Source organism: Kitasatospora sp. NPDC057904 (assembly GCF_042887925.1).
Classification (GTDB): Bacteria; Actinomycetota; Actinomycetes; order Streptomycetales; family Streptomycetaceae; genus Kitasatospora.
Genome location: NZ_JBHVOL010000001.1, coordinates 555,432 through 580,586 on the forward strand (window position 1 = coordinate 555,432; position 25,155 = coordinate 580,586).

12 protein-coding genes are annotated in these 25,155 nt (G+C 75.2%); 3 read left to right on the forward strand and 9 right to left on the reverse strand.

All coding sequences use genetic code 11. The features are described from left to right. Window positions 1-7 precede the first annotated feature (7 nt). Genes ACFVSN_RS02715 through asnB form a run of 9 tightly spaced genes read right to left on the reverse strand, consistent with a single transcriptional unit; the run spans window position 8 to window position 14,123 of the window. Window positions 8-922 carry a kinase gene (locus tag ACFVSN_RS02715; protein ID WP_387598088.1) on the reverse strand — a complete coding sequence of 305 codons (915 nt, stop codon included), beginning with the start codon at window positions 920-922 and terminating at the stop codon, window positions 8-10. After that, entirely contained in the window at window positions 919-2,430 is a 1,512-nt protein-coding gene (locus ACFVSN_RS02720) for an argininosuccinate lyase (RefSeq protein ID WP_387598091.1), read from the reverse strand. Before ACFVSN_RS02720 ends, ACFVSN_RS02715 begins: the two co-directional genes overlap by 4 nt. After that, entirely contained in the window at window positions 2,421-4,007 is a 1,587-nt protein-coding gene (locus ACFVSN_RS02725) for a condensation domain-containing protein (RefSeq protein WP_387598094.1), read from the reverse strand. The genes ACFVSN_RS02720 and ACFVSN_RS02725 overlap by 10 nt, the downstream gene beginning before the upstream one ends. Then, entirely contained in the window at window positions 4,004-4,969 is a 966-nt protein-coding gene (locus ACFVSN_RS02730) for a TauD/TfdA family dioxygenase (RefSeq protein WP_387598097.1), read from the reverse strand. The genes ACFVSN_RS02725 and ACFVSN_RS02730 overlap by 4 nt, the downstream gene beginning before the upstream one ends. After that, on the reverse strand, window positions 4,966-7,146 hold the full coding sequence (locus ACFVSN_RS02735) for an amino acid adenylation domain-containing protein (RefSeq protein ID WP_387598100.1): 2,181 nt from the start codon (window positions 7,144-7,146) through the stop codon (window positions 4,966-4,968). Before ACFVSN_RS02735 ends, ACFVSN_RS02730 begins: the two co-directional genes overlap by 4 nt. Continuing rightward, window positions 7,143-9,722, reverse strand: coding sequence for an amino acid adenylation domain-containing protein (locus ACFVSN_RS02740; protein WP_387598102.1), 2,580 nt, complete (start codon window positions 9,720-9,722; stop codon window positions 7,143-7,145). The genes ACFVSN_RS02735 and ACFVSN_RS02740 overlap by 4 nt, the downstream gene beginning before the upstream one ends. Next, entirely contained in the window at window positions 9,719-11,452 is a 1,734-nt protein-coding gene (locus ACFVSN_RS02745) for an AMP-binding protein (RefSeq protein WP_387598105.1), read from the reverse strand. Before ACFVSN_RS02745 ends, ACFVSN_RS02740 begins: the two co-directional genes overlap by 4 nt. Then, window positions 11,449-12,234 carry an aspartate/glutamate racemase family protein gene (locus tag ACFVSN_RS02750; RefSeq protein WP_387598108.1) on the reverse strand — a complete coding sequence of 262 codons (786 nt, stop codon included), beginning with the start codon at window positions 12,232-12,234 and terminating at the stop codon, window positions 11,449-11,451. Before ACFVSN_RS02750 ends, ACFVSN_RS02745 begins: the two co-directional genes overlap by 4 nt. Further along, entirely contained in the window at window positions 12,231-14,123 is a 1,893-nt protein-coding gene (asnB, locus tag ACFVSN_RS02755) for an asparagine synthase (glutamine-hydrolyzing) (protein ID WP_387598110.1), read from the reverse strand. The genes ACFVSN_RS02750 and asnB overlap by 4 nt, the downstream gene beginning before the upstream one ends. A 257-nt stretch (window positions 14,124-14,380) precedes the next feature. On the opposite strand from asnB, the gene ACFVSN_RS02760 reads away from it, so the two are divergent. The 3 genes from ACFVSN_RS02760 to ACFVSN_RS02770 are packed head-to-tail and all read left to right on the forward strand — an operon-like array spanning window position 14,381 to window position 25,108. After that, on the forward strand, window positions 14,381-16,162 hold the full coding sequence (locus ACFVSN_RS02760) for a carbamoyltransferase (protein WP_387598113.1): 1,782 nt from the start codon (window positions 14,381-14,383) through the stop codon (window positions 16,160-16,162). After that, window positions 16,152-18,788, forward strand: coding sequence for a condensation domain-containing protein (locus ACFVSN_RS02765; RefSeq protein ID WP_387598116.1), 2,637 nt, complete (start codon window positions 16,152-16,154; stop codon window positions 18,786-18,788). The genes ACFVSN_RS02760 and ACFVSN_RS02765 overlap by 11 nt, the downstream gene beginning before the upstream one ends. 5 nt (window positions 18,789-18,793) lie before the next feature. Next, entirely contained in the window at window positions 18,794-25,108 is a 6,315-nt protein-coding gene (locus ACFVSN_RS02770; RefSeq protein WP_387598118.1) for an amino acid adenylation domain-containing protein, read from the forward strand. Window positions 25,109-25,155: the final 47 nt, after the last annotated feature.

Genomic DNA, 25,155 nt, shown 5'->3' on the forward strand with positions numbered 1-25,155 from the left:
TACGTCCTTAGGGTTCGTGGGAAGGGCGGGTGAGGGTGCGGAACAGCAGGACGTCGTCGCCCAGGGCTTCGCAGGCCGCGTGCGCCTCGGCCACCTTGGCGGCGCGGTCCGGGTCCGCGTCGTCGAACAGCAGACCGAGCATGGTGCCGCTGTGGGCGCACACCACGCCGAGCGCGCCGGTCCGCCGGGCGACGGCCAGCATCGCGTCGAGGTGCCGCTTGGGCGCGAAGCGCTGGTTGAGGACGGCGCTGCGGGTGGTCACCCGGCCCACGGCGGCGAGGTCCCCGGCGCGCACGGCGGCGGTCAGGGCGTCCAGCAGTCCGGTGAACTCGGCGGTGTCGGCCGGCGAGTAGCGCTTGGGCCGCTTGTTGAAGGCGACGGTGTCCAGCCGACCGCCCTCGTCGACCGCCACCACGGTGGCCGGCGGCAGCCCGCCGAGGGCCTCGCGCAGGCGCACCTCGCGGTGCTCGAACACGACGACGCCCGGGTGCATCACCCCGTCGGTCGGCTCGATCGGGCGCAGCCAGCGCTCCACCTCGGCCGGGCCGGTGTCCAGGCCCAGCGCGCCGCCGACGGCGCGCGCGGTGGCGACCAGGTCGGCGGAGGAGCTGGCGAGGCCCTTGCCGATGAGCAGGTCGCTGTCCAGGATCAGGGTCCCACCGCCTCCGGGCTGGTGGGCCGTCAGCATGGCCTCGGCCAGCCGCAGGGACTTCGTCTTGTGGGCGGGGAATACGCGTAGCGGGCCGGCCGGGTCGAAGCGGAACCAGGCCCGGGAGCGGAGCGTGATCGGCAGGGTGACGAGGAAGTCCGTGCCGTCGGGCAGCCGTCCCTGCAGGAGCTCGCCGAAGGTGCCCGAGGCGTCGGCCCGGCCGCTGCGCAGGTCCGCGCCCGGGCGGCGGGTGATGAGGCCGGAGCCCGTCACGAGGTGCTCGCCGGGGTGCGCTCGGCGGTGTCCTCGACGGCCAGCAGGGCGTCCACGCGCGCCGCGGCGACGCTCGCCGCCTCCTCGCGCAGCCGCCACTGGCCGGCGACCTCGCGGTAGCCGCGTTCCTGCGCGGCGAGCATGGCGCGGACGGCGTCGGGGTGCGTCGACCCGGCGGAGTGCTTGACCCGGACGGCCCGGTCGGTGTCGAAGGCGCCGGACAGCAGTGCGGCGGGTTCGGGCACCCGGTGGCCGTGCTCCCCGGCGATCGCCGCGAGCAGCGGGCCGTCGGGGTCGGCCGCGGTCAGGCCCTTCGCGACGGCGGCCCTGACGTAGGCTCCGGCGATCACCTGTGCCGTCCGCCAGGGGACGCCGGCCTCCAGGGTCAGCAGGTTCGCGAGGGTGAAGCCGCCGAGGAAGTCCGCCTCGCAGGCCTCGCGCATCCGGTCCGTGCGGAACACCGCGCCGGCGAGGGCGGTGCGGGCCAGCCGCAGGGCCGAGCGCAGCGCGGCGACCTGGGCCTGGAGATGGCGCCCGGCCTCCTTGGAGACCTCGACGCTGTTGGCGTACGGGGTGCCGCACTGGGCGAACGCGAGCTGGGTCGCGCAGCCGACCACGTGCGAGCAGCGGCCGCGGATCCGTTCCAGGACCGGGAAGTTGCGCTTCTGCGGCATCGCGGCCGAGATCCCGGCGAGCGCGTCGGGGAAGTCCACGAAACCGAAGCCGGCGCCGCTCCACGTCATCAGGTCGGTGGTGAAGCGGCTGAGCAGCACGGCGGGGTCCGCCAGCGCGGAGGCGACCGCGAGGGCCCAGGACCGGGAGGCCACCGAGACCAGGGCGTGCGGCTGCGGCTGCCGGAAGCCCAGCAGGCCGGCCATCCGCTCGCGGTCCCAGGGCAGTTCCTGGCCGGCCATGCTGCCCGCGCCGAGCGGCGAGCGGTCGATCTCGTCGTAGGCGGTCAGCAGGCGCCGGGCCGCGCCGAGGATCTCCTCGGAGAGCGCCGAGAGGTAGAAGGCGGGCGTGATGGTCTGCGCGGCCTGCGCGTGGGTGTAGCCGGGCATGGGGCTGTCCGGCAGTTCGGCGGCGCGCGCCGCCGCCGTGCGTCCCAGGGCGATGAGGTCCCCGGCGACGGCCCGGACGTTCTCCCGGCAGGACAGCAGCTGGCCGCAGGCCTGGAAGTCGTTGCGGCTGCGGTCCACGTGCCAGGCCGCGAAGGGAGCGGTGGCGCCCCGGGCCACGTGGCGTTCCATGGCGAAGAAGATGTCCGACATGTTGTCCCGCGGGTCCGCCCGGATCAGCTCGGGGGTCAGCTCGTCGAGCCGTCCGGCGATCGCCGCAGCCCCCTCCGGGTCGACCAGGCCCATCCTGCGGTACTCCAGCAGCAGCACCTTCTCGATGGAGACGTAGTGCGGCAGCAGGGCCTCGGCCTCGTAGGCGAACTGCGGGGCCAGCACCTCCTCGTCCCAGACCTCGCTGGGCACGCCGTCGATCCGGCCGGTCACTGCCATGTCTCTCCCTCGGAGTCGTTCTGCTCGTGCCGGTGGGGCGTGGTGCGCCGGTCCAGCACGGCGGCCAGCCCCGCGACGGTCGGGTTCGCGAAGAAGGCGTCGACGGTGGTCTCGACGCCGTGGTCGGACGACAGCCGGGCGAGCAGGCGCAGTGCCTGCAGCGAGTGGCCGCCGGCCGCGAAGAAGTCGTCGTCGACGCCCACGCGGTCGACGCCGAGGACCTCCGCCCAGGCGCGGGCCACCAGGGCCTCGGCGGCGGTGCGCGGCGGTACGCGGCCGGGCAGTGGGGCCGGTGCCGCTCCCGGCCCCGGGCCCGGGCCGGCCGGGAGCCGGGACAGCGGGGTCGCCGGGTCGGCCAGGGCCGCCGTGAGCACCGCCGCGTAGTCGGCGAGCAGCCCCGCGGCGGTCTCCCGTCCGAACAGCGCGGTGTTGTACTCCAGGCGGACCGCCGTGCCCGAGACCTCCAGCAGCAGGTCGTCCTCGGCCGCCGTGGCCGGGGGCCCGAAGCCCTCGGCCGCCGTGACGTTGAACGCCAGCTGGTAGAGCGGGGGCAGGCCGGGCCCGCGCTGCGGCGCGAGCTGCTGGACCACGGCCTGGAACGGCATCTCCTGGTGGTCGCGCGCCGCCCGCCACACCGCCCGGACGCTGTCCACGAGCGCGGCGTACGAGGGGTCGCCCGAGGCGTCCACCCGGAGCGCCACCGTGTTCACGAACGTGCCGACGAGGGGCAGCAGTTCGGGCCGGTCCCGGCCGGAGAGCGGCACCCCGAGGACGAGGTCGTCCCGGCCGGAGCGCCGGTGGACGAGCGCGGCGTACCCGGCGAGCAGGAGCTCGAACGGCGTGGCCCCGGACCGGCCGGCCGCCGCGAGCGCCCGCGCGGTGGAGGCCGGGAGCGCGGCCCGGAGCTCCGCGCCGGCGAAGGACCGCCGGGCCGGGCGCGGCAGGTCCAGCGGAAGGCCGTGCGCGGGCGGCAGGCCGGCCAGCTGCTCCCGCCAGTAGCCGGCCAGCGGGGCGATCCCGTCGCCGCCGAGCCGGTCGCGCTGCTGCCGCGCGTAATCGCCGTAGGAGACGGGGAGTTGGGGAACGTGCGGCGTACGGTCCTGCTCGAAGGCCGCGCAGAATTCGGCGATCTCGGCGTGGAGGTTGAAGAGTGACGGTGCGTCGCAGACGGCGTGGTGGGCGACGAACAGCAGCCGCCAGCGGCCCGCGCCGAGCCGGACCAGCCCCGCGCGCCACAGCGGCGCGCGGGAGAGGTCGAAGGCCGTGTGCTTCAGCCGGTCGGCGAGGGCCTCGCGGTCCTCGCGCCGCCGCTCCTCGGGGCGGCCGGACAGGTCGACGACCTCGACGTCGGGGTCGACGCGGTCGTGGACGACCGCGGTCAGCACGCCGTCCACGACCCGGAACCCGGTGCGCAGCGGCTCGTGCCGCGCCACCACGGCGGCCAGCGCCGCCCGGATCTGCCGCTCGGAGAGGTCCCCGTGCAGCGGCCACTGGTCCGCGACGTGGTACAGGGCGGTGCCGGCCGCGAACCGGCTGGCCAGCCAGGCGCGTTCCTGCGCGAAGGACGCGGCGGTCATCCGGCCGCACCGCCGGGCAGGACGTGCCCGGGCAGCCGCACCGGGTCGCCGAGGACCACGGCGACCTCGCGGGGGCCCTCGTACGGCTCGCGGCTGTGGGCCGTCCGGATGTTGTCGACGACCAGGACGTCGCCGTCCCGCCAGGTCTCGCCGAAGGCGGCCGCGTCGTAGACCGCGTTGACGGCTGCGACGGTGCCGGCCCCGACCGGGGCGCCGTCGCCGTGGGCCGTGGTGAAGGGCAGGCCGGTCGGCCCGTACTGGTGGAGGAGGTACTCGCGGACCGCCGGGTCCATGGTCAGCTCGTTGAGGAAGGCGATCTGGTTGAACCAGCCGGGCACGCCGGTGCGGGGGTGGGCGACGACGGCGGCCCGGCGCTGCACGGTGCGCAGCGCGCCGTCGCCGGACCACGCGTGTGCGATGCCCTCGGCCGCGCAGTAGGCGTCGACCGCGGCCCGGTCGTCGGTGCCGAAGGCGTCGGTCCACGGCACGCCGACGTCCTGGTAGGCCCGCAGCAGCCGCCAGCCGTCCCGGCGGAACGGCTCGACCAGCTCCGGGGGCAGGGCGCGCAGCACCTGTTGGGAGTCGGCGAGCATCGTGCGGCCGCCGCGCCGCGGGGCGGTCAGGCACCCGAACACCAGCAGTCCCGGGACCTCGGCGGCGTAGCTCTGCTCGTGGTGCATGCACATCGGGGTGTCGGCGGGCCAGTGCGAGGCGGAGTGGACGCCCTCGCCGAGGCGGTCGCGGGGCGCGAAGCCCTCCCGTTCGGCCATCGGCTCGATCCCGAGCGCGGCGGTGACGGCCGCGAGCCCGGCGGCCGAGGCGACACCCAGGCCGCGCAGGAGGACGGCCCCGGAGGCCTCGACCTCGGCGAGGACCTCGGCGCGGTGTTCGGCGGCCCACTCCGGGCCGGGGGCGGCGGCGAGCACGCGCAGGACCGGCACGGCGTCGGCGGCGGGGGTCATCGGCGCGCCTCCGCGGTGCGGCCGGCCGCCTTGCGGTCGAGGAGCGCGGCCACCTCGGCGACGGTCGGGGTGTCCTTCAGCTCGCCCACCGTCACCGCGCGGTCCAGGGCGATCGCCAGCCGGATCGCGGCCAGCGAGGTGCCGCCGAGCTCGACGAACCGGGAGCCGCGGCCGACCCGGTCGAGCGGGACGTTGAGCAGCTCGGCCCAGAGCCCGGCGACCCGGCGCTCGGTGTCGGTCTCCGGGCGTGCCGCGTCGCCGTCGGCCGCCGCCGGGCCGCTCGTCCGGGCGTTCGTCCGGGCGGTGGCGGTGAGCGCCTTCCGGTCGATCTTGCCGTTCGCGGACAGCGGCAGCCGGTCGAGGCGGTGCAGTCGGCCCGGCACCATGTAGTGGGGCAGGACGGCGGCCAGGGCCCGCTCCACGGCCCCGGGCTCCGGCGCGCCGCCGCCGCTGTAGAAGCCCACCAGCTGCGGGTCCTCCGCCGTCCCCGCGATCACCACGGCGCCGTCCCGGACGCCGGGGACCTGGAGCAGCCGGTTCTCGATCTCGCCGATCTCGATCCGGAAGCCGCTCACCTTCACCTGCGAGTCCCGGCGGCCGAGGTACTCGAACTCGCCGGTGGGCAGCCGGCGGCCGAAGTCGCCCGAGCGGTAGAGCCGTTCGCCCGGCCGATACGGGTCCGCGCGGTACGCGGCGTCGGTGCGGGCGGCGTCGTTGACGTAGCCGCGGCCGACGCACACCCCCGCGAAGACGATCTCCCCCGGTGCCCCGTCGGGGACCATGCGCAGCCGCTCGTCCACCACGTACACCCGGACGTTGCGGGTCGGCGGGCCGAGCGGGACGGAGCGGCCGGCCGACGGGCCGTGCAGCACGCCGTGGTTGGTGTCGTCCGAAACCTCGGTGGTGCCGTAGCAGTTGACCAGCGGAATGCCGGGGAAGGCGGCGAACCAGCGGTGCACCAGCTCGGTCTTGAGCGCCTCGCCGGTCACCGCGAGGCAGCGCAGCGACGGCAGGCCCGGGCTGTCGCCCCGGAGCGTCTCCAGCACCAGGTCCAGGTAGGAGGGCACCAGCTGGGCCACCTGGACGCCGGCCCCGGTGACGGTCTCCACGAACCGGCGGACGTCGGTGACGGTCTCCTGCCCGACGATCTCCGTCCGGCCGCCGACCAGCAGCGCGCAGACCAGCTGCCACAGCGAGATGTCGAAGCACTGCGGCGCGGTCTGGGCGATGACGTCCCCCTCCCGGACGCCCAGGTCCTCGATCTTGGCGTAGAGGTGGTTGAGGAAGCCCGCGTGCTCGCACATCGCGCCCTTGGGCTCGCCGGTCGAGCCCGAAGTGAAGTAGATGTACGCCAACTGGTCGGCTGCGACCGCGAGTCCGAGGTCGTCCTCGCGGCCGGGCGCGGCCAGCACCTCGGTCAGCACCGAGACGGTCACCGCCTCGCGGCCGCGCACGGCCTCGTCGAGCTGCGCCGGCCCGGGGTCCGCGAGCACCCGGCGGCAGCCGCTGCGCTCCAGCACGACGGCGATCCGCTCGGCCGGGAACGCCGGGTCCAGGGGCAGGTAGCAGCCGCCCGCCTTGAAGACCGCGAGGACGGCGGCCAGCCACTCCAGCGAGCGCTCGGCCACCACGGCCACCACGTCCTCGTCGGCCAGCCCCTGCTCCCGCAGCGACCACGCGATCCGGTTGGCGCGGCCGTTCAGCTCCGCGTACGTCCAGCTCCGGCCGTCCTGCGCCGCGGCGACCGCGTCGGGGTGCCGGCGCACGCGCTCCTCGAACAGCTCGTGGAACCGGCGGTCCGGCAGCGCCCGGACCGGGCCGGCGGAGGCCGAGAGCACGGCGGCCAGCTCCTCGCCGGCGACCAGGCCGTGTGCGTCGTGCGCCTCGTCCGGGGAGCCGGTCATCCGCTCCAGGACCGTACGGACGTAGCCCTCGGTGCGGTCGGGGCCCACGTGTCCCTGCTCCGCCGCCTCTTGGAGGACCTTCTCCGCATCGGCCCGCCCCTCCGGGGCGGCCACCCGGGCGATCAGCTCCCGCCAGCTCCGGCCGCCGTCGCCGAGCGCGTCGGAGCCGGTCAGCACCGCCGCGACCTTGAACGACGCGGCCAGCCGCACGGTGTCCGGATCGACCCCGGCCTCGGCCGCCAGGGCCGCGACCGCCGCTTCGGCGTTCCTCATGATTCGTCACCCTTCAGCTCGTTCAGCTCGTTCAGCGCGTTCCGACGTGCCGGCAGGGGCCAGGGCAGCCGCGCACGATCACGTTTGTTGGTGGCGGTGCGCGGCAGATCGGCCAGCACCGCGATGAGGTCGGGCACGGCGGGCGCCGGCAGCCGCCGGGCCACGAGCCGGCGCAGCTCCTCCGGGGAGACCCCGGCGTCGGCCACCACGTAGCCCACCAGGCAGGGGTCGCCGGTCGCGGTGGTGCGCACGGCCGCGGCGGCCTCCCGCACCCCGGCCTGCCGCTCCAGGACCGCCTCGACCTCGTCCAGCTCGACCCGGTTCCCGCGGATCTTCACCTGGTTGCCGGTCCGGCCGGTGAACGCCAACGTGCCGTCGGCCCGCCAGTACCCGCGGTCGCCGGTGCGGTAGAGCGTCCGGCCGGGCCGCCACGGGTCGGGCAGGTACGCCGAGGCCGTCTCGGCGGGACGGCGGTGGTACGAGCCGGCCAGGAACGGGCTGCGCAGGTGGATCTCGCCGGGTACCCCGGCCGGGCACGGCCGCCCGAGGGCGTCGAGGACGAGCGCCTCCCGGCCCGGGATCGCCCCGCCGATCGGCACGGTGGCCGGGAACGCCGCGCCCGGGGGCAGTTCGTGGTGGGTGGCGAGGATGCACTCGGTGGGCCCGTACAGGTTGTGCAGCGCCGGGCGCACCGGCCGGTGCGCCCAGGCCTCGGCCAGGTCCACCGGGAACACCTCGCCGGCGACCAGGACGTGCCGCAGGTCCGGCAGTTCGCCGCCCTGCGCGTCCAGCGCCTCGGTGAGCAGCCGGAGGAACGACGGCACGGTCTGGATCTGGCCGATCCGCTCCCGCCGCAGCCAGCGCACCACCGCGACCGGGTCGCGCCGGGCCCCGCCGGGCGGCAGGCACAGCGCGGCGCCCGCAGTGAGCGCGGCGAACACCTCGGTGTACGCGGCGTCGTAGGTGAGCGGCGCCCACTGGGCGATCCGGCTCCCCGGCCCGATCCCGAACCGCTCCCGCTGCCACTCGGCGAACTGCGCGAACGCGGCCCGCGACAGCGCGATCCCCTTGGGCGTCCCGGTGCTCCCCGAGGTGTGCACGATGCACAGCGGGTGGTCGGCGGCGGGCGGGGCCTCGAAGCCGTCGTGGTCTCCCGGCGGGTCCTGGGGCGGGACGGGCTCCAGTGGGAGCACCGGCAGGCCCGCGAACCGGCCGTCCGGGTCGAGCAGTTCGGGGTGCGCCGCGACGGCGGTCCGGTCGGCCAGCACGCAGACGGCGCCCGTTCCGGCCAGGATGTCGCGCAGGCGGGCGTCCGGGTCGGCGGGGTTCAAGCACGTGAACGTGGCGCCGGTGCGCATGGCGCCGAGCACGGCCGCGATCCCGCCGGCGCCGCCGCCCGGCAGGATCGCCACCACCCGCCCGGGGCCCGCGCCGTGACCGGCCAGGGCGTGGGCGATCCGGCAGCTCCACCGGTCGAGCCCGCGGTAGTCGAGCGTGCCCTCCGGGGAGCGCACCGCGACCGCCTCGGGGGCCTCCTGCACGCGTGCCGCGAACTCCTCGTCCAGGAAGGCCAGGTAGTCGCGGTACGGCCGCGCGGTGCCGGGGACGGGCGCCGGGTGGGGCGCGGGGCGGCCGGAGAGGTCGAGTTCGGCCAGGGGCCGGTCCGGGCCGTCCTGCCCGAAGCGCAGCGCCCGGACGAGGTGGTCGGCGAAGCCCTCCGCCGTCGTCTCGCCGGGCAGGGTGCCGGTGAGGGCGACGGTGAACCCGTGCGGCCCGGTCACGGCCAGGGTCAGCCGGCCCCACGGGTCGGGCGGGGCGTCGACGGTCACCTCGGCCGCGACGCCCGGCAGGTCCAGGACCGCCGCCGGGAGGTCCCGCCCCGCGAACACGGCGCGGATCGGGAAGTCCGGTACGTCGTCGGCCTCCGGCGCGGTGCGCACCCGGGCGACCAACTGGGCGGACGTCAGGGCGCCGGAGAGGTCCAGCCGGATCGCCCGGTGCTCCGGACCGTCCGCCACCGCCACCACCGCCTCGGCCGTCCCGGCGTACCTGCCGAGCACGGCCGCGAAGGCGGCGAGCACCCGCTCGGCGCCGGCGTCGTCGGGCAGCTCGCGGGCCGCCCGCTCCCCCGGGAACCGGACGCCCGGCCGGGGGCCGGGCCCGGGCGCCGGTGCGGCCCCGGTCCGCGCACGGTAGGCGGCGCCGAGGTCCCCGGTCAGCGCCGCGACCGACCACTCGTCGGCCCGCGCCGCGTCCACCGCGATCAGGAGCTCGTACGCCCCGGCGCCCAGCCCCGCCAGGCAGGCCCGCAGCCGGGGGCGGCCGGCGGCCCCGACCGGCCGGGCGGCCTCGTCCGCCGCCAGGTCCGCCAGGACGCGCCCCTGCTGCTCCCCGCCGGACCGCGCGAGGTCGATGACCCTCAGCCGGACCCGGCCGGGCCGCTCGCCCTTGAGCTGCGGGTGCGCGGCCACCACGTCGTCGACGGCCGCGGACAGCGCGGTGACGTCCAGCTCGCCCGTCAGACGGGCGCGGAGCAGCGCGTTCGCGACGGAGGCCTTCGCGACGGAGGCGGTCACGACGGGCTCCCCGCCGTGCGGTCCGTCACCGCGGCGGCGAGCCCGGCGACGGTGGGGTCCTGGAGGAACGCGCGCAGCGGGAGGTCGACCCGGTACTCGTGCCGGACCCGGTCCATTAGGCGCGCGATCGCGAGGGAGTCGCCGCCGAGGAGGGTGAAGTCGTCGTCGCGGCCGATGTCCGCCAGGCCGAGGATCTCGCTCCAGATCGCCGCGATCCCGGTCTCCGTCGGCCCCTTCGGCGGTTCCGCGGCCTCCGCCGCCCGCTGCAGCGCGACCTTCGGCAGGGAGCGGCGCTCCACCTTGCCGTTGAGCGTCCGGGGGATCGCCGCCATGCGGACGAACACCGAGGGCACCAGGCCGGGCGCGAGGCGCCGCGCGGCGTGCGCGCGCAGGTCGGCGTCGGAGACGTCCGGGGCCACCACGTAGGCGACCAGGGCGGTCGTCACGTCCTCCGTGACCGCCGCCGCGCAGACGTCCTGCACCCCGGGGCGGCCGCGCAGGGCGTTCTCGACCTCGCCGAGGTCGACGCGCACGCCGTGGACCTTGACCTGCTGGTCGCGGCGGCCGTACAGCTCCAGGCTCCCGTCGGGCCGCAACCTGCCGAGGTCGCCGGTGCGGTGGGTGGTGGCCGTGCCGCGCCACTCGTCGTCGCCGAGGTAGCCGAGGAGCGGGAACGGGACCTCGATCTCCACCTCGCCGAGCGCGTCCGGCGGGTCGCCGGGCCCGGTCAGGACCCGGGCCGACACGCCCGGCAGCGGCCGGCCGACCGGCACCGGCCGGGCGTGGGCGTCCTCCTCCGTCGTCCGGTGGAAGAGCTTCGTCATGGTCGTCTCGGACGGCCCGTACAGGTTGACCAGCTCCTTGCCGCCGCCGAACAGGCCGCGCCACCAGGCGACGTCCGAGGGCTGGAGCGGCTCGCCCGCGAGCAGCACGGCGCGCAGCGCCGGGAACGAGCCGGGGGTGAGGGCGGCGGAGCGCAGGGTGCGGAAGAGGGTCGGCACGCAGTGCAGGACCTCGACCTCGTGCTCGGTGAGCCAGCGCGCCAGGCCCTCGCCGACCGGCGTCCCGCCGGCCGGGGGCGCGCAGACGGTGCCGCCCGCGCACAGCGGGGCGAAGGCGTCGCGCAGGAACGCGTCGAAGCCCGGCGAGGTCAGCTGGGAGACCCTGGTGCCCGCGCCGATCCCGAACTCGGCGATCTCCCAGTCGACGAAGTGGTGGACCGCCCGGAGGCTGCCGCGGATGCCCTTGGGGCGCCCGGTCGTGCCCGAGGTGAAGTAGACGTACCCGCGGTCCTCCGGGGCGGACCGCTGCCAGGCCTCCGCGGACCACGCCCGCGGCTCCAGCTCCTCCGGGCGGACGAGCCGTGCGCCGCCGGGCGGTTCGCGCTCCGCGAGCGCCGCGCGGCCCGGGGCGTCGGCCACGACCGCGCCCGGCCGCAGGGCGGCGAGCACGCCGTCCAGGACGGCCGCGGGCAGCCTGGGGTCGACCGGCGCGAAGGTGCGGCCGGCGGCCGCGCAGCCGAGGACGGCCGCGATCACCTCCACCGGGTCGGCGCAGGAGATCAGGACCGGGTCGGCGGGCCGCACCCCCTCGAAGGCGGCCTGGTAGCCGGCCACCCGGCCCGCCAGCTCTTCGTAACTCACCTTCCGCTCACCGGACTTGACGGCGCAGCGGGCGCCGTCGCGGGCCAGGCCGTCCGCCCATCGCGTCAGAACCGTCGGCGTGGTCATATCTCTCCGTTCCTGATCCGCCGTGCGATGACGGTCATCGGGTCGATGCTGGGCAGGTGGCGGGTCAGTCCGCGGGCCTCGATCGCCCTGGTCACCAGGTGCAGTTCGGTGCAGCCGGCGACGAACGCGGACGCCCGGTACTTCGGCAGCAGGCCGCGGACGAAGTCGACCGTCGGGAGCCGGTCGGCGTTGCGCTTGAGCCGGTAGATGTGGTGGTGCAGCTGTTCCTGGTCGGCCTCGTCGGGCAGGACCAGGCGCTGCGCGTACTGCGGCCACCGCTCGTGGCCGGTGAAGACGCCGGCCAGCACGCTGCCCCGGGTGCACAGCACCAGGTGCCGGCCGGGGCGTTCGGCGAGCTGCTCGAAGACCAGGTCCACCAGGGAGACGCAGCGCGAGCGCAGCGCCTCCGGCAGCAGCCGGATCGCGGGGTGCGCGGTGATGCAGGCCACCACGACGACGTCGGCGCCGGCGGTGAGCAGGCGCTCGACCGAGTCCTCCAGCGCGTCGCGGACGAGGCCGACCGTCCCGGACTGGATGGCGGTGGTCCGGTCGGCCACGGCCGGGTCGGACCACAGCAGGATCCGGGCGGCGAGCTGCTCGTGCTCGGGCGGTTCGAGCCCGTACACGGTGTTGAGCAGCTCGGTGGAGGCCAGCGGGCCCATTCCGCCGATCACGCCGATCAGCGGCTTGCGGGCCCCGGGCTCCCCGGTGCGCGCGGGGGCGCCGGCCGGCAGGGGTCGCGCGGCGGCCGCCGGGGGCGTGGTGACGCGTTCTCGGGTCATCCCAGGCACGGCAGGCCGAACTCCTCCAGGAAGATCGCGAAGGTCGCGATGACGAGCAGGTAGTCCGTGTCGAGGTGCGGGTGCACGGTGCGGGCCCCCGAGGTCTGGCGGCGGATCAGCTCGGCGACGACGGCCGGGTCGAAGTAGCCCTGCCGGCGCACGGTCGCGGGCGAGAGCAGGTCGTCGAACCACTCGTCGCCGGCCAGGAGCAGTTCGGTGCTGGTCTGGCTGCGGAAGCCGAACTTGCGGCGGTCGAGCACCTCCTGCGGGACGAGGCCCTCGGCCGCGCGGCGCAGCACGGCCTTCTCCCGGCCGCCGGCCGTCATCAGGGACGGCGGGATCGTGGTCGCGTGCCGGACGACGTCCCTGGCCAGGAACGGGAAGCGCATCTCGACGGAGCTCGCCATGGCCATCCGGTCGCCGTGGTCGCCGAGCAGGTGGTCGGCGAGCCGCAGGTGGAAGTCCAGGTAGGAGCGCTGGTGCAGCGGGTGGCGCCCGATCAGGCGCTCCGGGTCGACGAGGCGCTGGGAGGTGACCGAGAAGGCGTCGAACTCCTCGGCCAGCGGGCCGCTGTAGAGCTGGCGGCGCAGGTCGTGGGCGGGCACCTGGTCGGTCTCGTAGCGCAGGTCCAGGCCCCACATCCGGTGGGCGGCCGCGCGTTCGAGCTGCTCCTCCAGGAGGTCGGCCGGGCCGCGGCCGGGGCCGCCGGTGTCGAACAGGTAGCCCGGGTAGCCGCCGAACAGCTCGTCGGCGCCCTCGCCGCTGAGCACCGCGACCGTGCCGGTGGCGCGCACCTCTCGGGCCAGCAGCATCGAGCAGACGTTGTAGGACTCCTTCACCGGGGTCTCGGCGTGCCGGACCATGGCGCCGAGCAGGCCGGCGGTGTCGGCGGCGTCGACCGGCACCTCGTGGTGGCGGGTGCCGATCTTGCCGGCCACCAGCCGCTGGTAGCGCGCCTCGTCGATGCTGCTGCCGGGGAAGGTGACCGCGTAGCTGGGCCACGCGTGGCCGGGGCGGCCGGCGGCCAGGAGCGCGCCGATCAGGCTGGAGTCCAGGCCGCCGCTGAGGTAGGTCCCGACGGGGACGTCCGCGACCGAGCGGGAGCGGACGGCGACTTCAAGGAGGTCCCGGGTGCGGTCGGCGCAGGTGTCGAGGACGCGCGGGTCGCGCAGGGCGGCGGCGTCGCGGCGGCGGGCCTCGTCGTCCCAGAGCGGGTAGTCGAGGTCCCAGTAGCGTTCGGTGCGGTGGCCCGAGCGGTCCGCGACGAGCCGCTCGCCGGGGCGCAGCGACCTGATGCCCTCGAACATCGTCCGGGGGCTGACCAGTCCGGGCAGCGAGAGGACCTGGTCGAGTCCGCGCAGATCGACCCGGCGTTCCACCAGCGGGTGGCGCAGAATGCTCTTGGCCTCGGAGGCGAAAACGATTCGGCCGGCCACCTCGGTGTAGAACAGCGGCAGCACTCCGCAATGGTCGCGGGCGAGCACGAGGCGGTCCTCGCGCCGGTCGTAGAGGGCGAAGGCGAACTGGCCGTCGAGGTGGTCGGTGAGTTCGGTGCCGTATTCCTCGTAGAGGTGGACCAGGACTTCCGTGTCCGAACCGGACCTGAATGCGTGGCCCTTTCTCCGGAGTTCCTCGCGCAGTTCCCGGTGGTTGAATATCTCGCCGTTGCACACCGAGACCACCGAGGAGTCCGGGGTGGCGTGGGGCTGTCCCCCGCCGGCCAGGTCGACCAGCGACAGGCGGCGGAACCCGGCGGTGAACGCGCCGGTCTGGCAGGTGGTGTGCGCGTCTGGCCCCCGGTGCACCAGCGCGTCGGTCATGGCCGTCAGGACGTCGGGGTCCAGGCCGGCCGGGTCGTCGAATCCGTAGACCCCGGCTATTCCGCACATCGAGCACAGGCTCCCATCACCCGGTCGCTCACACGAATCCTGACGGAATCCGCTGTTCTTCCGATAACTCCGCCGGTCACATTAGGAGCGGCGCCTCGCACGGGTCAACGATTTACCGCTCGTCCTTTGGGACAGAATCCCGGCCCTACCGGAGTACAGGTCGGTTCTCGACCTGCGGGCGGCGACGCGCGGCGCTTTCCCGGCCTAGCGTGAGGGCCGAACGATTTCGCGTGGCAACGACGGTGAGGTTGGAGACTATGCGCGTCCTCGGCTACAGCGGGCTGAACGGCGGACTGGAATTCAAGCGGGCGGCTTTCCCCGGGCTCGATCCCCGGCTGCACAGGTTCGCCCAGGGCTACGACTCGGCGGCTGCCCTGGTGATCGACGGCGAGGTCGTGGCCGCCGCCGCGGAGGAGCGGTTCACCGGCGAGAAGACCACCGGGTCGTTCCCGGCCAACGCGATCGCGTTCTGCCTGGAGCAGGGCGGGCTGAAACCCGACGACGTCGACGTCCTGGCGCACGGCTTCGCCTACGGGGAGCCGGCCGGCGGCGCCGGGAGCACCTACGCGGCCACCCGGTTCCGCGAGGTGTACTCGACGGCGTCGCAGATCGCCCTGGCCGAGAAGTTCCTTCCCGGCCGGCCCTGGGGCGACCGCTTCCGGCCCGTCCCGCACCACCTCGCCCACGCCGCGAGCACCTTCTACCCCAGCGGGTTCGAGGAGTCGCTGATCGTGGTGAGCGACGGGATGGGCGAGTCCGAGAGCCTCACCGTCGCGGTCGGCCGGGGCGAGGAGATCGAGGTCCTGCGCACCGTCCCGGCCATGCACTCGGTCGGGATCCTCTACAGCCTGGTGACCCACCACCTCGGCTTCGTCCCCTTCATGGACGAGTACAAGGTGATGGGACTCGCGCCCTACGGGGACCCGCAGCGCTACTACGACCGCTTCGCCGACATGGTGCGGCTGCGGGAGGACGGCACGTACACCGTCCCCGTACTGGCCCGGGACCGCACGGCCTTCGAGCACGAGACCCACGAGGGCGTCCTGCGCGAACTGGCGGCCGTGCTCGGCCCCGCGCGGCTCCCGGGGCAGCCCTCGACCCAGGAGCACGCCGACATCGCCGCGGCCCTCCAGGCGATCACCGAGCAGTCGATGCTGCACGTCCTGCGCGCGGCCCGCGAGCGCACCGGCCTGAACCGGCTCTGCCTGGCCGGCGGCGTCGCGCTCAACTGCACGCTCAACGGCCTCGTGTCGCGCAGCCGGCTGTTCGACGACGTCTTCGTCCAGCCGGCCTCCAGCGACGACGGCACCGCGATCGGCGCGGCGCTCGCGGCGGACGCCGCCGCGTCCGCCGGGGCCGGGCGGATGTCCATGCCGTACTGGGGGCCCGGGTTCTCCGACGAGGAGCTGGCGGCGGCGGTCGGCGAGCCGGCGGGCTGCACCGTCGAGGAGTACGCCACCGACGCCGAACTCGCCGAGCGGGTCTCGGAGCTGCTGGCCGACGGCCGGATCACCGCGTGGGTCCAGGGCCGGATGGAGTTCGGCCCCCGCGCGCTCGGCAACCGCAGCATCCTCGCCGACCCGCGGACCGAGGCCATGCGCGACCGCCTGAACGAGGTGGTCAAGGAGCGCGAGAGCTTCCGGCCGTTCGCGCCGGTCGTCCGCGTCCAGGACGCCTCCGAGTACTTCGAGATCGAGCCCGGCACCGAATCCCGGTACGCCCACATGCTGTTCGTGACGCAGACCCGCGCCGGGCACCGCGACGACCTCGGCGCGGTCACCCACGTCGACGGCAGCGCGCGCGTCCAGGTGCTCCACCCGGAGAGCAACCCGCGGTTCTTCGAGCTGATCGGCGCCTTCGGCCGCCGCACCGGCACCCCGGTGGTGCTGAACACCTCGTTCAACCTGCGCGGCCAGCCGATCATCGCGACCCCGCAGGAGGCCCTGCGGACGTTCCTGCGCTCGAAGCTGGACGCCCTCGTCCTCGGCCGGACCGTCGTCGTCAAGGGCGCCGAGGAGTCGATCGCCGATGTCGGCTAATCCCTTCCCGTCCCCGGCCGCCCACGCGACCCTGCCGCCCGACCGGCCGCGCCCGCCGGTGCCGCAGTTCCGGCGCGCGACGGTGGGCCTCGACGGCGCCGCCTTCGCCGAGTGCCTCACGGAGGTCTCGGCCCGCTACGGGATCGAGCCGCGGACGGCGGCCGTCGCCGCGGTCGCCGCCGCGCTGGCCGCCCGCCACCGGCGCGGGCGCACGGTGCTCGCGGTCGGGACGGACCTCGGACCGGCCCGGCTCGTCGACGTCGGGGTCGAGCTGGGCGGGCGGACCGCCGCGGCGGCGGCCCTCGGCCGGCTGGAGGCCGAGCTCGAAGCCGGGCTGGACGCCGAACTCGAAGCGGAGTCGGGTCCGGAGTCCGCCGAACGCTCCGGCGTCGCCGTGCTGTTCGGGCGCCCGGCCGAGCAGTGGAGCGGCCTCGGACCCCGGCTCGCCGACCGGGACCTGGTCCTCAGCATCGACCCCGACCGCAAGGAGGCCGGCTGCGAGTTCGACCGCGACCTCTACGACCCCGCCGGCGTGACGGCCTTCTGCGCGGACGTCCGCCAGGTGCTGGCCGCACTCCTGGACTCGCCGGACCTGCCCGTGCTCGACGTCGAGGAGAGCCCCGGCCCGGAAACGGCCGACGCCACGGCCCCGGACGCTCCCGCGCTGAGCTCCGCCGAAGCCCTCCTGGCGGGCATCTGGGCCGAGGTGCTGGACGTCTCCCCCACCGAGATCGAGGCCGGCTCCGACTTCTTCGCCCTCGGCGGGCACTCGCTGCTCGCCGCCCGGGTCGCCATGCGGGCGGGCACCGTCTTCGGCGCCGAGGTCACCGTCGAGGACCTCTTCCACCACCCGACGCTGTCCGGCCTCGCCGCCCTGATCGGCCGGGCCGCGCCGACCACGGTGGCGCCGATCCCGGTGGCACCGGCCGGCGGCGCCCACCCGCTCAGCTCCGCGCAGACCGGCATCTGGCTCGCCGAACAGCTCGACCCGGGCGCGGCGCAGTACAACTTCCCGCTGTACTGGCGGCTGCGCGGCACGGTCGACCCGGCGGCGCTGCGGCGGGCCCTGGACGGGCTGGTGCGGCGTCACGAGGCGCTGCGGCTGCGGATCACGGAGTCGGACGCCGGCCCGGTCCAGGGCGTCGCCCCCGTCTCGGCGGTCCCCTTCGAGACGGTCGACCTGCCCGGACACGACGACGCGGCCCTCGCCGCACTGGTCCGGCGCACCGTCGACGCGCCCTTCGACCTGGCCGAGAACGCGCTGCGTGCGCTGCTCGTCCGCCTCGCGGACGACGACTGGGCCCTCGTCCTCGTCGTCCACCACATCGTCTGCGACCAGTGGTCGCTCGCCCACCTCGTCGACGAGCTCGGCACCCTGTACGCCAGCCGGGCGGGCGCGCCGCAGGACGGACCGCGCACCGGCTACCTGGACTACGCGTCCTGGCACCGGGACGTGCTGGCCGAGCGGCTGCCCGCGCTGCGGGAGCACTGGCGCGAGGACGTCGTCACCGCCCCCGAGGTGGACCTGACGGCCCTGCACCGCGCCGACGCCGGCCCCGGCCTGCGCGCCGGCTGCCACCGCTTCGAGATGCCCGCCGGGCTCCTCGGCGAGGTCGAGGCCCTCGGACGGCGCAGCGGCGCGACCCCGTTCATGGTGCTCTACGCCGCGTTCCTCGGGCTCCTCCACCGCTACTCCGGCCAGGACGACCTGACCGTCGGCACCTCCGTCGCCGGCCGCGGCCACCCCCAGCTGGAGACGGTGGTCGGCTCGTTCGTCAACCTCGTGCAGCTGCGCACCCGGCTCGCCCCCGGCGTCCCGTTCCGCGAGCTCCTGGACCGCGCCCGGACCACCGTCATCGACGCCTACGCGCACCAGGACTACCCGCTGGAGGCGGCCCTGCGGGAGCGGCGGGCCCACGGCGCCCCGGGCACGCCGCCGACCTCCGTCATCTTCGAGCTGCTCAACGTCGACCCGGTGCGGCTGACGCTCCCGGGCGCCGAGGCCGAGGAGGTGCCCGTCCGGGTCGGCTCGGCGAAGTTTGGCCTGATGGTGACGCTGGAGGCCACCGCGTCGGGGACCATCGGCAACGTCGAGTACCGGGCCGACCGCTACGACGCGGCGCGCATCGCCCGGTTCGTCGAGCACTACCTGTCGCTCCTCGCGGCCGTGGTGCGGGACCCGGAGCTGCGGGCCGACCAGTGGCTGCCGGCCGGGGACCCGGCCGTTCCGAGCCCGGCCGCCCAGGCGGTGGCGGTCGCAGCCGACCAGGAACAGGACCACGGCGCCACTCCGGCCTCCCGCCAGCGCGACGCCCTCGAAACCGTCCTGGCCGGCATCTGGGCCGACGAGCTCGGCGTCGCCGCCGTCGGCGCCGACGAGGACTTCTTCGCGCTCGGCGGCTACTCGCTGACCGCCACGAGGATCGTGGCCCGGCTGCGCCGCGAGCTGTCCGTCACGGTGCCGCTGCGCGTCCTGCTCGTCGACGGGACGGTCGCCTCGCTCGCGGCCTACGTCGAGGCGCACGAGCCCGACCTCCCCGGCCTGCAGCGGACCGTCCGGGTCATCCGGCTCGCGCGGGCGGACACCCACCGGCAGCGGCAGACCGCCGACCAGGAAGGGATGTGACCACCATGACCCGCTTTCTGTCCCCCACGCAGCACGGCATCTGGCTCGCCGAGCAGGTCAACCCGGGGCAGCCGGTCTACAACGTGCCGGCCGCGCTGCGCCTGCGGGGCGAGCTGTCCCCGGACGGCCTGCGGCACGCGGTCGAGGCGCTCGTCCGGCGCCACCGCGCGCTGCGGACGCGGTTCGTGTCCGTCGCCGGGCTCCCCCGCCGGACCGTCCTCGACCACGCCGACGTCCCGGTCCGGGTGCTGCGGCTGCCCGACGAGGCGGCGGCCCGGCAGGCCATGGACGAGGAGATCGCGCGGCCCTTCGCCGTCGCCACCGACCCCCTGCTACGGGTGTCCGTCATCCGCTACGCCGAGGACGAGTGCTTCCTGCTGCTGGTGTCCCACCACCTCGTGAGCGACGGCTGGTCGGTGGACGTCCTGCTGGAGGAGCTCGCCGCCCACTACCGGGCCGACGGGGACCCCGTCTCCGTGGATGTCCCGGCGGACGCACCGGCTGAGCCCGAGCTCCCGCCGCTGGACGCCGCCACCGCCGAGGAGAACCTCGCCTTCTGGGAGCGGACGCTGCGCGACGCCCCCGCGGCGACCGAGCCGCTCGGCTCCGGCCGCCGGCCGTCCGCCCGCACCAACCGCGGCATGACGTCCCGGTTCACCCTGCCCGACGAACTCTGCGCCACGATCCGCGAGTTCGGCCGGACCCGCCGGGTGAGCCCCGCCGTGACGCTCCTCGCCGGCTTCGCCGCGCTGCTCACCCGCTGCTCCGGGCAGCAGGACCTCGTCATCGGCACGTCGCTGGCCGGCCGCGACGACCCGGCGACGGAGCGGCTGGTGGACTGCCTCGTCAAGGTGGTCCCGCTGCGGATCACGGCCGGCGCGGGCACCGACTTCGCCGGGCTCCTCGGCACCACCAGGGACGCGTTCATCGACGCCCTGGAGCACCAGGACGTCGTCCTGGAGGACCTCGCCCGGCGCCTGGGCACCGATCGCGACGGCTCGCCGCTGTTCCGGGTCCTGTTCGGTTACAGCCGCGGGCACGCCGCACCGCGGATGGCGGGGCTGGAGACCGCCCACGTCCCGGTGAACACCGCGACCGCCAAGTTCGACCTGACCTGGAACGTCAACGACGACGGCGAGCGGATCGAGGTCGAGGTCGAGCACCGGACCGAGCTGATCGACGCGGCGCAGGCCGCGCGCCTGGCCGGGCACTGGTGCCGGCTGCTCGGGGCGCTCCTGGCCGAGCCGGAGGCGCTCGTGGCGCGGGCCGAACTGTTGTCGGCCGAGGAGCGGGCGCGGCTCGTCGGCGCGGCTCCGGCGCCGCGGGTGGGGCCGTCGGCGGCGGAGCGGTTCGCCGGGCGGGTGGCGGCGGCCGGTGACAGCGTCGCGGTGAGCGACGGCACCCTGGAGTTGACATATCGTCAACTCGACGAGCGTGCCGCGAGCTTCGCCGCCCTGCTCGCCGGGGCCGGCGTGAACCGCGGCGACCGCATCGGCCTGTGCCTCACCCGCACCGTCGACATGGCCGCCGCCGTCCTCGCCGTGTGGCGCCTCGGCGCCGCGTACGTCCCCGTCGACCCGGACAACCCGGCGAGCCGCATCGCGTACGTCCTCGGCGACGCCCGCGTCCCGCTCGTCCTCACCGACGCCGCCGACCACGTCCCCGCCGGACCCTGGCACACCCTCGACACCTCCCAGGCGACGGACGCCGTCCACACCGGCTCCGTCCGCCCCGAGGCCGGCGAACTCGCCTACGTCATCTACACCTCCGGCTCCACCGGCACACCGAAGGGCGTCGAAGTCACGCACGGCAACCTCGCCGCACTGCTGGACGCCGGCGAGGAGACCGTCGGCCTGCGCGACACCGACGTCTGGTCGCTGTTCCACTCCTTCGCCTTCGACTTCTCGGTCTGGGAGATCTGGGGCGCCCTCGCCTACGGCGGACGGCTCGTCGTCGTCCCCCGCGAGGTCACGCGCGACCCCGCGGCCTTCCGCGACCTGCTCGTCCGCGAACGCGTCACCGTCCTGAACCAGACCCCCTCCGCGTTCCGCCAGCTCGTCGCCCAGGAGGAGCGCCGCCCGGCCGGCGAACTGAGCCTGCGCCTGGTCGTGTTCGGCGGCGAGGCGCTCGACATGGCCCCCGTGCGCGCCTGGTGGCGCCGCCACGCGCCCCACCGACCGGTCCTGGTCAACATGTACGGGATCACCGAGACCACCGTCCACGTCACCTGGCGGGTCCTGGACGAGGAACGGATCGAGACCAGCAGCAGCCCCATCGGCCGCGCGCTGCCCGGCTACCGCGCGCTCGTCCTGGACGAGTACGGCGAGCCGGTGCCGGTGGGCGTGCAGGGCGAACTGTACGTCGGCGGCGACGCCGTGGCCCGCGGCTACCTCGGACGACCGGGCCTCACCGCCGAGCGCTTCGTCCCCGACCCCTTCACCGACGCGCCCGGCGCCCGCCTCTACCGCAGCGGTGACCTCGCCCGCTGGACCACCGACGGAGAGCTCGAATACCTCGGCCGTAACGACGACCAGGTCAAGATCCGCGGCTTCCGCATCGAACTCGGCGAAGTGGCCGCCGCCGTCGGCCGCCACCCCGCCGTACGCGGCGTCACCGTCGTCGTCCGCGAGGACAGGCTCGTCGCCTACGCCGCCTGCCCCGACAAATCCGAAGGAACCGGCACAGCCGACCCGCACGACCTGCGCGACCTCGCCGCCGCCCACCTCCCCTCCCACATGGTCCCGGCCGCGGTCGTCACCCTGGACGCCCTCCCCCTCACCCGCAACGGCAAGATCGACCACGCCGCCCTCCCCGCACCGGAGTTCTCCGGCGACACCGCCGGCTACGTGGCACCGCGCACCCCGGCCGAGGACATCCTCGCCGAGATCTGGGCCGAGATCCTCCAGGTGGACAAGGTCGGCGCGGACGACGGCTTCTTCGACCTCGGCGGCGACTCCATCCGCGCCGTGCAGGTGGCCGCCCTCGCCCGGGGGCGCGGGCTCGGCCTCGCCGTCGCGCAGATCTACGAGCACCGCACCCTCGCCGGCCTCGCCGCCGCCGCCGACACGGCCGGCGACCGCGCGGGCACCAAGCCCTTCGAACTGCTCTCCCCCGCCGACCGGGCCCGGATCGGCGACGGCCCCGCGGCCGGCCTCGACGACGCCTACCCCATGGCGGCGCTCCAGGTCGGAATGATCTACCACACGGCCTCCGATCCCCGCGTCCTCCCGTACGTCAACGCGGCGAGCTACCGCCTGCCGTACCGCTTCGACGAGGACGCCTTCCACCGGGCCGTGCGGTCCGTGGTCGCCCGGCACCCCGTGCTGCGGACCGGCTTCGACCTGGCGACCTTCGCCGAACCGATGCAGCTCGTGCACCGCGAGGCCGAACTGCCGGTCGTCGTCGAGGACCTGCGGGCCCTCACCCCGGCGGAGCAGGAGCGGGCCGTCGACGAGCTGATGGAGCGCGAGCGCCGCCGCCCGTTCGACGTGGAGCGCCCGCCCATGCTGCGCCTGGCCGCGCAGGTGCTCACCGACGACAGCTTCCAGTGGACGATGGTGGAGCACCACGCGATCCTCGACGGCTGGAGCCTGTGGTCGACGATCACCGAGATCCTCCTCCAGTACACCCGGCTCCTGGACGGCGCCGGCCTGGCCGAACTCCCCGCCCCGGCCTCGGCCTACCGCGACTTCGTCGCCCTGGAGCAGCGCGCCTCGGCCTCGCCCGAGGCCCGGCGGTTCTGGACGGAGACGCTCGCCGGGAGCACCCCGCCGCAGCTCCCGGCACGCGCCGGGGAGGCGCCCGCGCCCGCCGGGCCGACGCTGCGCAGCGACGGCGCGAGCGGCGTGGTCGACGGCTACGGCTGGCGCGACGCGCACGTCCCGGCGGCCCTGGCCCCGCGGGTCACGGCGCTCGCCAAGCGCCTCGGCGTGCCGGAGAAGACCGTCCTGCTCACCGCGCACCTCCAGGTGATCGCCGCGCAGACGGGCCTCGACGACGTCTGCTGCGGGCTCACGCTCAACGGCCGGCTGGAGGAGAACGGCGGCACCGAGGCCCGCGGACTGTTCCTCAACACCGTCCCGTTCCGGGTCGGCACCGCCGGCGGCAGCCGCGCCGACCTCGTCCGGCGGGTCTTCGACGCGGAGGCCCGGATCCTGCCGCACCGCCGGATGCCGCTGGCCCGGATCCGGCAGTTCACCGGCGGCCGCGACCTGTTCACGACCAACTTCACGTTCAACAACTTCCACGTCATGCGCGACACCATGGGCGACGGCGAACACGCGGGGCTGCTCAGCGGACTGGGCGAACTGACCGCCATCCGCCGCGTGGAGCCGGCCGACGTCCCGCTCACCGTCACGTTCTTCCGCAACCCGCTGACCGACGGCCTCCAGCTGTGCATCGACTACGACGCCAACCGGCTGGCCCCGGAGCAGATCGAGGAGATTGCCGAACAGCACGTCAGGGCGCTGGAGTTGCTGGTCGACGACCCCGAGGGCGAGCTCACCGGGCCGGCCGCGACGGCTGTGCCGGCTACAACACCCGCCGCGACGCTGAGCGCGCCGACGGCACCGACGGGAGCGCTGGAGCGGTTCGCGGCGCAGGTGGCGGCCCGCGGCGACCACCTCGCTGTCACGGACAGAACGGGAAAAGAACTGACGTATCGTCAACTCAACGAGCGTGCTGGCAGATTCGCCGCACTGCTCACCGAGTCCGGCGTGAACCGCGGCGACCGCATCGGCCTGTGCCTCACCCGCACGGTCGACATGGCCGCCGCCGTCCTCGCCGTGTGGCGCCTCGGCGCCGCGTACGTCCCCGTCGACGCCGACTATCCGGCGGCCCGGCTCGAATTCGTCCTCGGGAACGCGCGGGTCCCGCTCGTCCTGACCGACCCCGACACCGTCGGCCGGATCCCCGCCGGCACCTGGCGCACCCTCGTCACCACCCAGGTGACGGACGCCGTCCACACCGGATCCGTCCGCCCGGAGGCCGGCGAACTCGCCTACGTCATCTACACCTCGGGCTCCACCGGCACACCGAAGGGCGTCGAGGTCACCCACGGCAACCTCGCCACGCTGCTCGCCGCCGGCGAGGAGACGGTCGGCCTGTCGGACTCCGACGTCTGGTCGCTGTTCCACTCCTTCGCCTTCGACGTCTCGGTCTGGGAGATGTGGGGTGCCCTCGCCTTCGGCGGACGGCTCGTCGTCGTCCCGCGCGAGGTCACGCGCGATCCCGCGGCCTTCCTCGACCTCCTGGTCCGCGAACGCGTCACGGTGCTCTCCCAGACACCGTCCGCGTTCCGCCAGCTCGTGACCGCGGAGGAGCAGCGCCCTTGGGACGAACTGGTTCTGCGCCTGGTCGTGTTCGCGGGCGAGGCGCTCGACCTGGCCTCCGTGCGCGCCTGGTGGCGCCGCCACGCGCCCGACCGCCCGGTCCTGGTCAACATGTACGGGATCACCGAAACCACCGTCCACGTCACCTGGCAAGTCCTGGACGAGGAACGGATCGAGACCAGCAGCAGCCCCATCGGCCGCGCCCTCCCCGGCTACCGAACACTCGTCCTCGACGCCGACGGCAATCCCGCACCGGTGGGCGTGCAGGGCGAACTGTACGTCGGCGGCGACGCCGTGGCCCGCGGCTACCTCGGACGACCCGCCCTGACCGCCGAACGCTTCGTCCCCGACCCCTTCACCGACGCGCCCGGCGCCCGCCTCTACCGCAGCGGCGACCTCGCCCGCTGGACCGCCACCGGAGAGCTCGAATACCTCGGCCGCAACGACGACCAGGTCAAGATCCGCGGCTTCCGCATCGAACTCGGCGAAGTCGCCGCCGCCGTCGGCCGCCACCCCGCCGTCCGCGGCGTCACCGTCGTCGTCCGCGAGGACACCCCCGGCGACCGCCGGCTCGTCGCCTACACGGCCTGCCCGGACGGGACCGACCCGCGCGAGCTGCGCGACTTCGCCACCGTGCACCTGCCCGCGTACATGGTCCCCTCGGCGTTCGTCGTCCTGGAGACGCTGCCGCTGACCCCCAACGGGAAGATCGACCGCGCCGCCCTGCCGGCACCGGAGTTCTCCGGCGACGCCGCCGGCTACGTGGCACCGCGCACCCCCGTCGAGGAGGGCCTGGCCCGGGTGTGGGCGGAGATCCTCAAGGTCGACCGGGTCGGCCTGGAGGACGACTTCTTCGACCTCGGCGGCGACTCCATCCGCGCCGTGCAGATCGCCTTCCGGGTGCAGCGCGGGCTCGGCCTCGCGCTCAGGCCGGTCGACGTCCAGCTCCACCCGACGGTCGCGGAACTCGCCCGCCACCTGTCCGCCTGACCGTCCCACCGCGAGCACACCCATCCCTATTCCCTCTGAAGGCCGTG

Coding starts and splice junctions, on each gene's coding strand:
- ACFVSN_RS02760 (WP_387598113.1), top strand. CDS start 14,381: ATGCGCGTCCTCGGCTACAGCGGGCTGAACGGCGGACTGGAATTCAAG.
- asnB (WP_387598110.1), bottom strand. CDS start 14,123: ATGTGCGGAATAGCCGGGGTCTACGGATTCGACGACCCGGCCGGCCTG.
- ACFVSN_RS02750 (WP_387598108.1), bottom strand. CDS start 12,234: ATGACCCGAGAACGCGTCACCACGCCCCCGGCGGCCGCCGCGCGACCC.
- ACFVSN_RS02745 (WP_387598105.1), bottom strand. CDS start 11,452: ATGACCACGCCGACGGTTCTGACGCGATGGGCGGACGGCCTGGCCCGC.
- ACFVSN_RS02765 (WP_387598116.1), top strand. CDS start 16,152: ATGTCGGCTAATCCCTTCCCGTCCCCGGCCGCCCACGCGACCCTGCCG.
- ACFVSN_RS02770 (WP_387598118.1), top strand. CDS start 18,794: ATGACCCGCTTTCTGTCCCCCACGCAGCACGGCATCTGGCTCGCCGAG.
- ACFVSN_RS02725 (WP_387598094.1), bottom strand. CDS start 4,007: ATGACCGCCGCGTCCTTCGCGCAGGAACGCGCCTGGCTGGCCAGCCGG.
- ACFVSN_RS02720 (WP_387598091.1), bottom strand. CDS start 2,430: ATGGCAGTGACCGGCCGGATCGACGGCGTGCCCAGCGAGGTCTGGGAC.
- ACFVSN_RS02735 (WP_387598100.1), bottom strand. CDS start 7,146: ATGAGGAACGCCGAAGCGGCGGTCGCGGCCCTGGCGGCCGAGGCCGGG.
- ACFVSN_RS02730 (WP_387598097.1), bottom strand. CDS start 4,969: ATGACCCCCGCCGCCGACGCCGTGCCGGTCCTGCGCGTGCTCGCCGCC.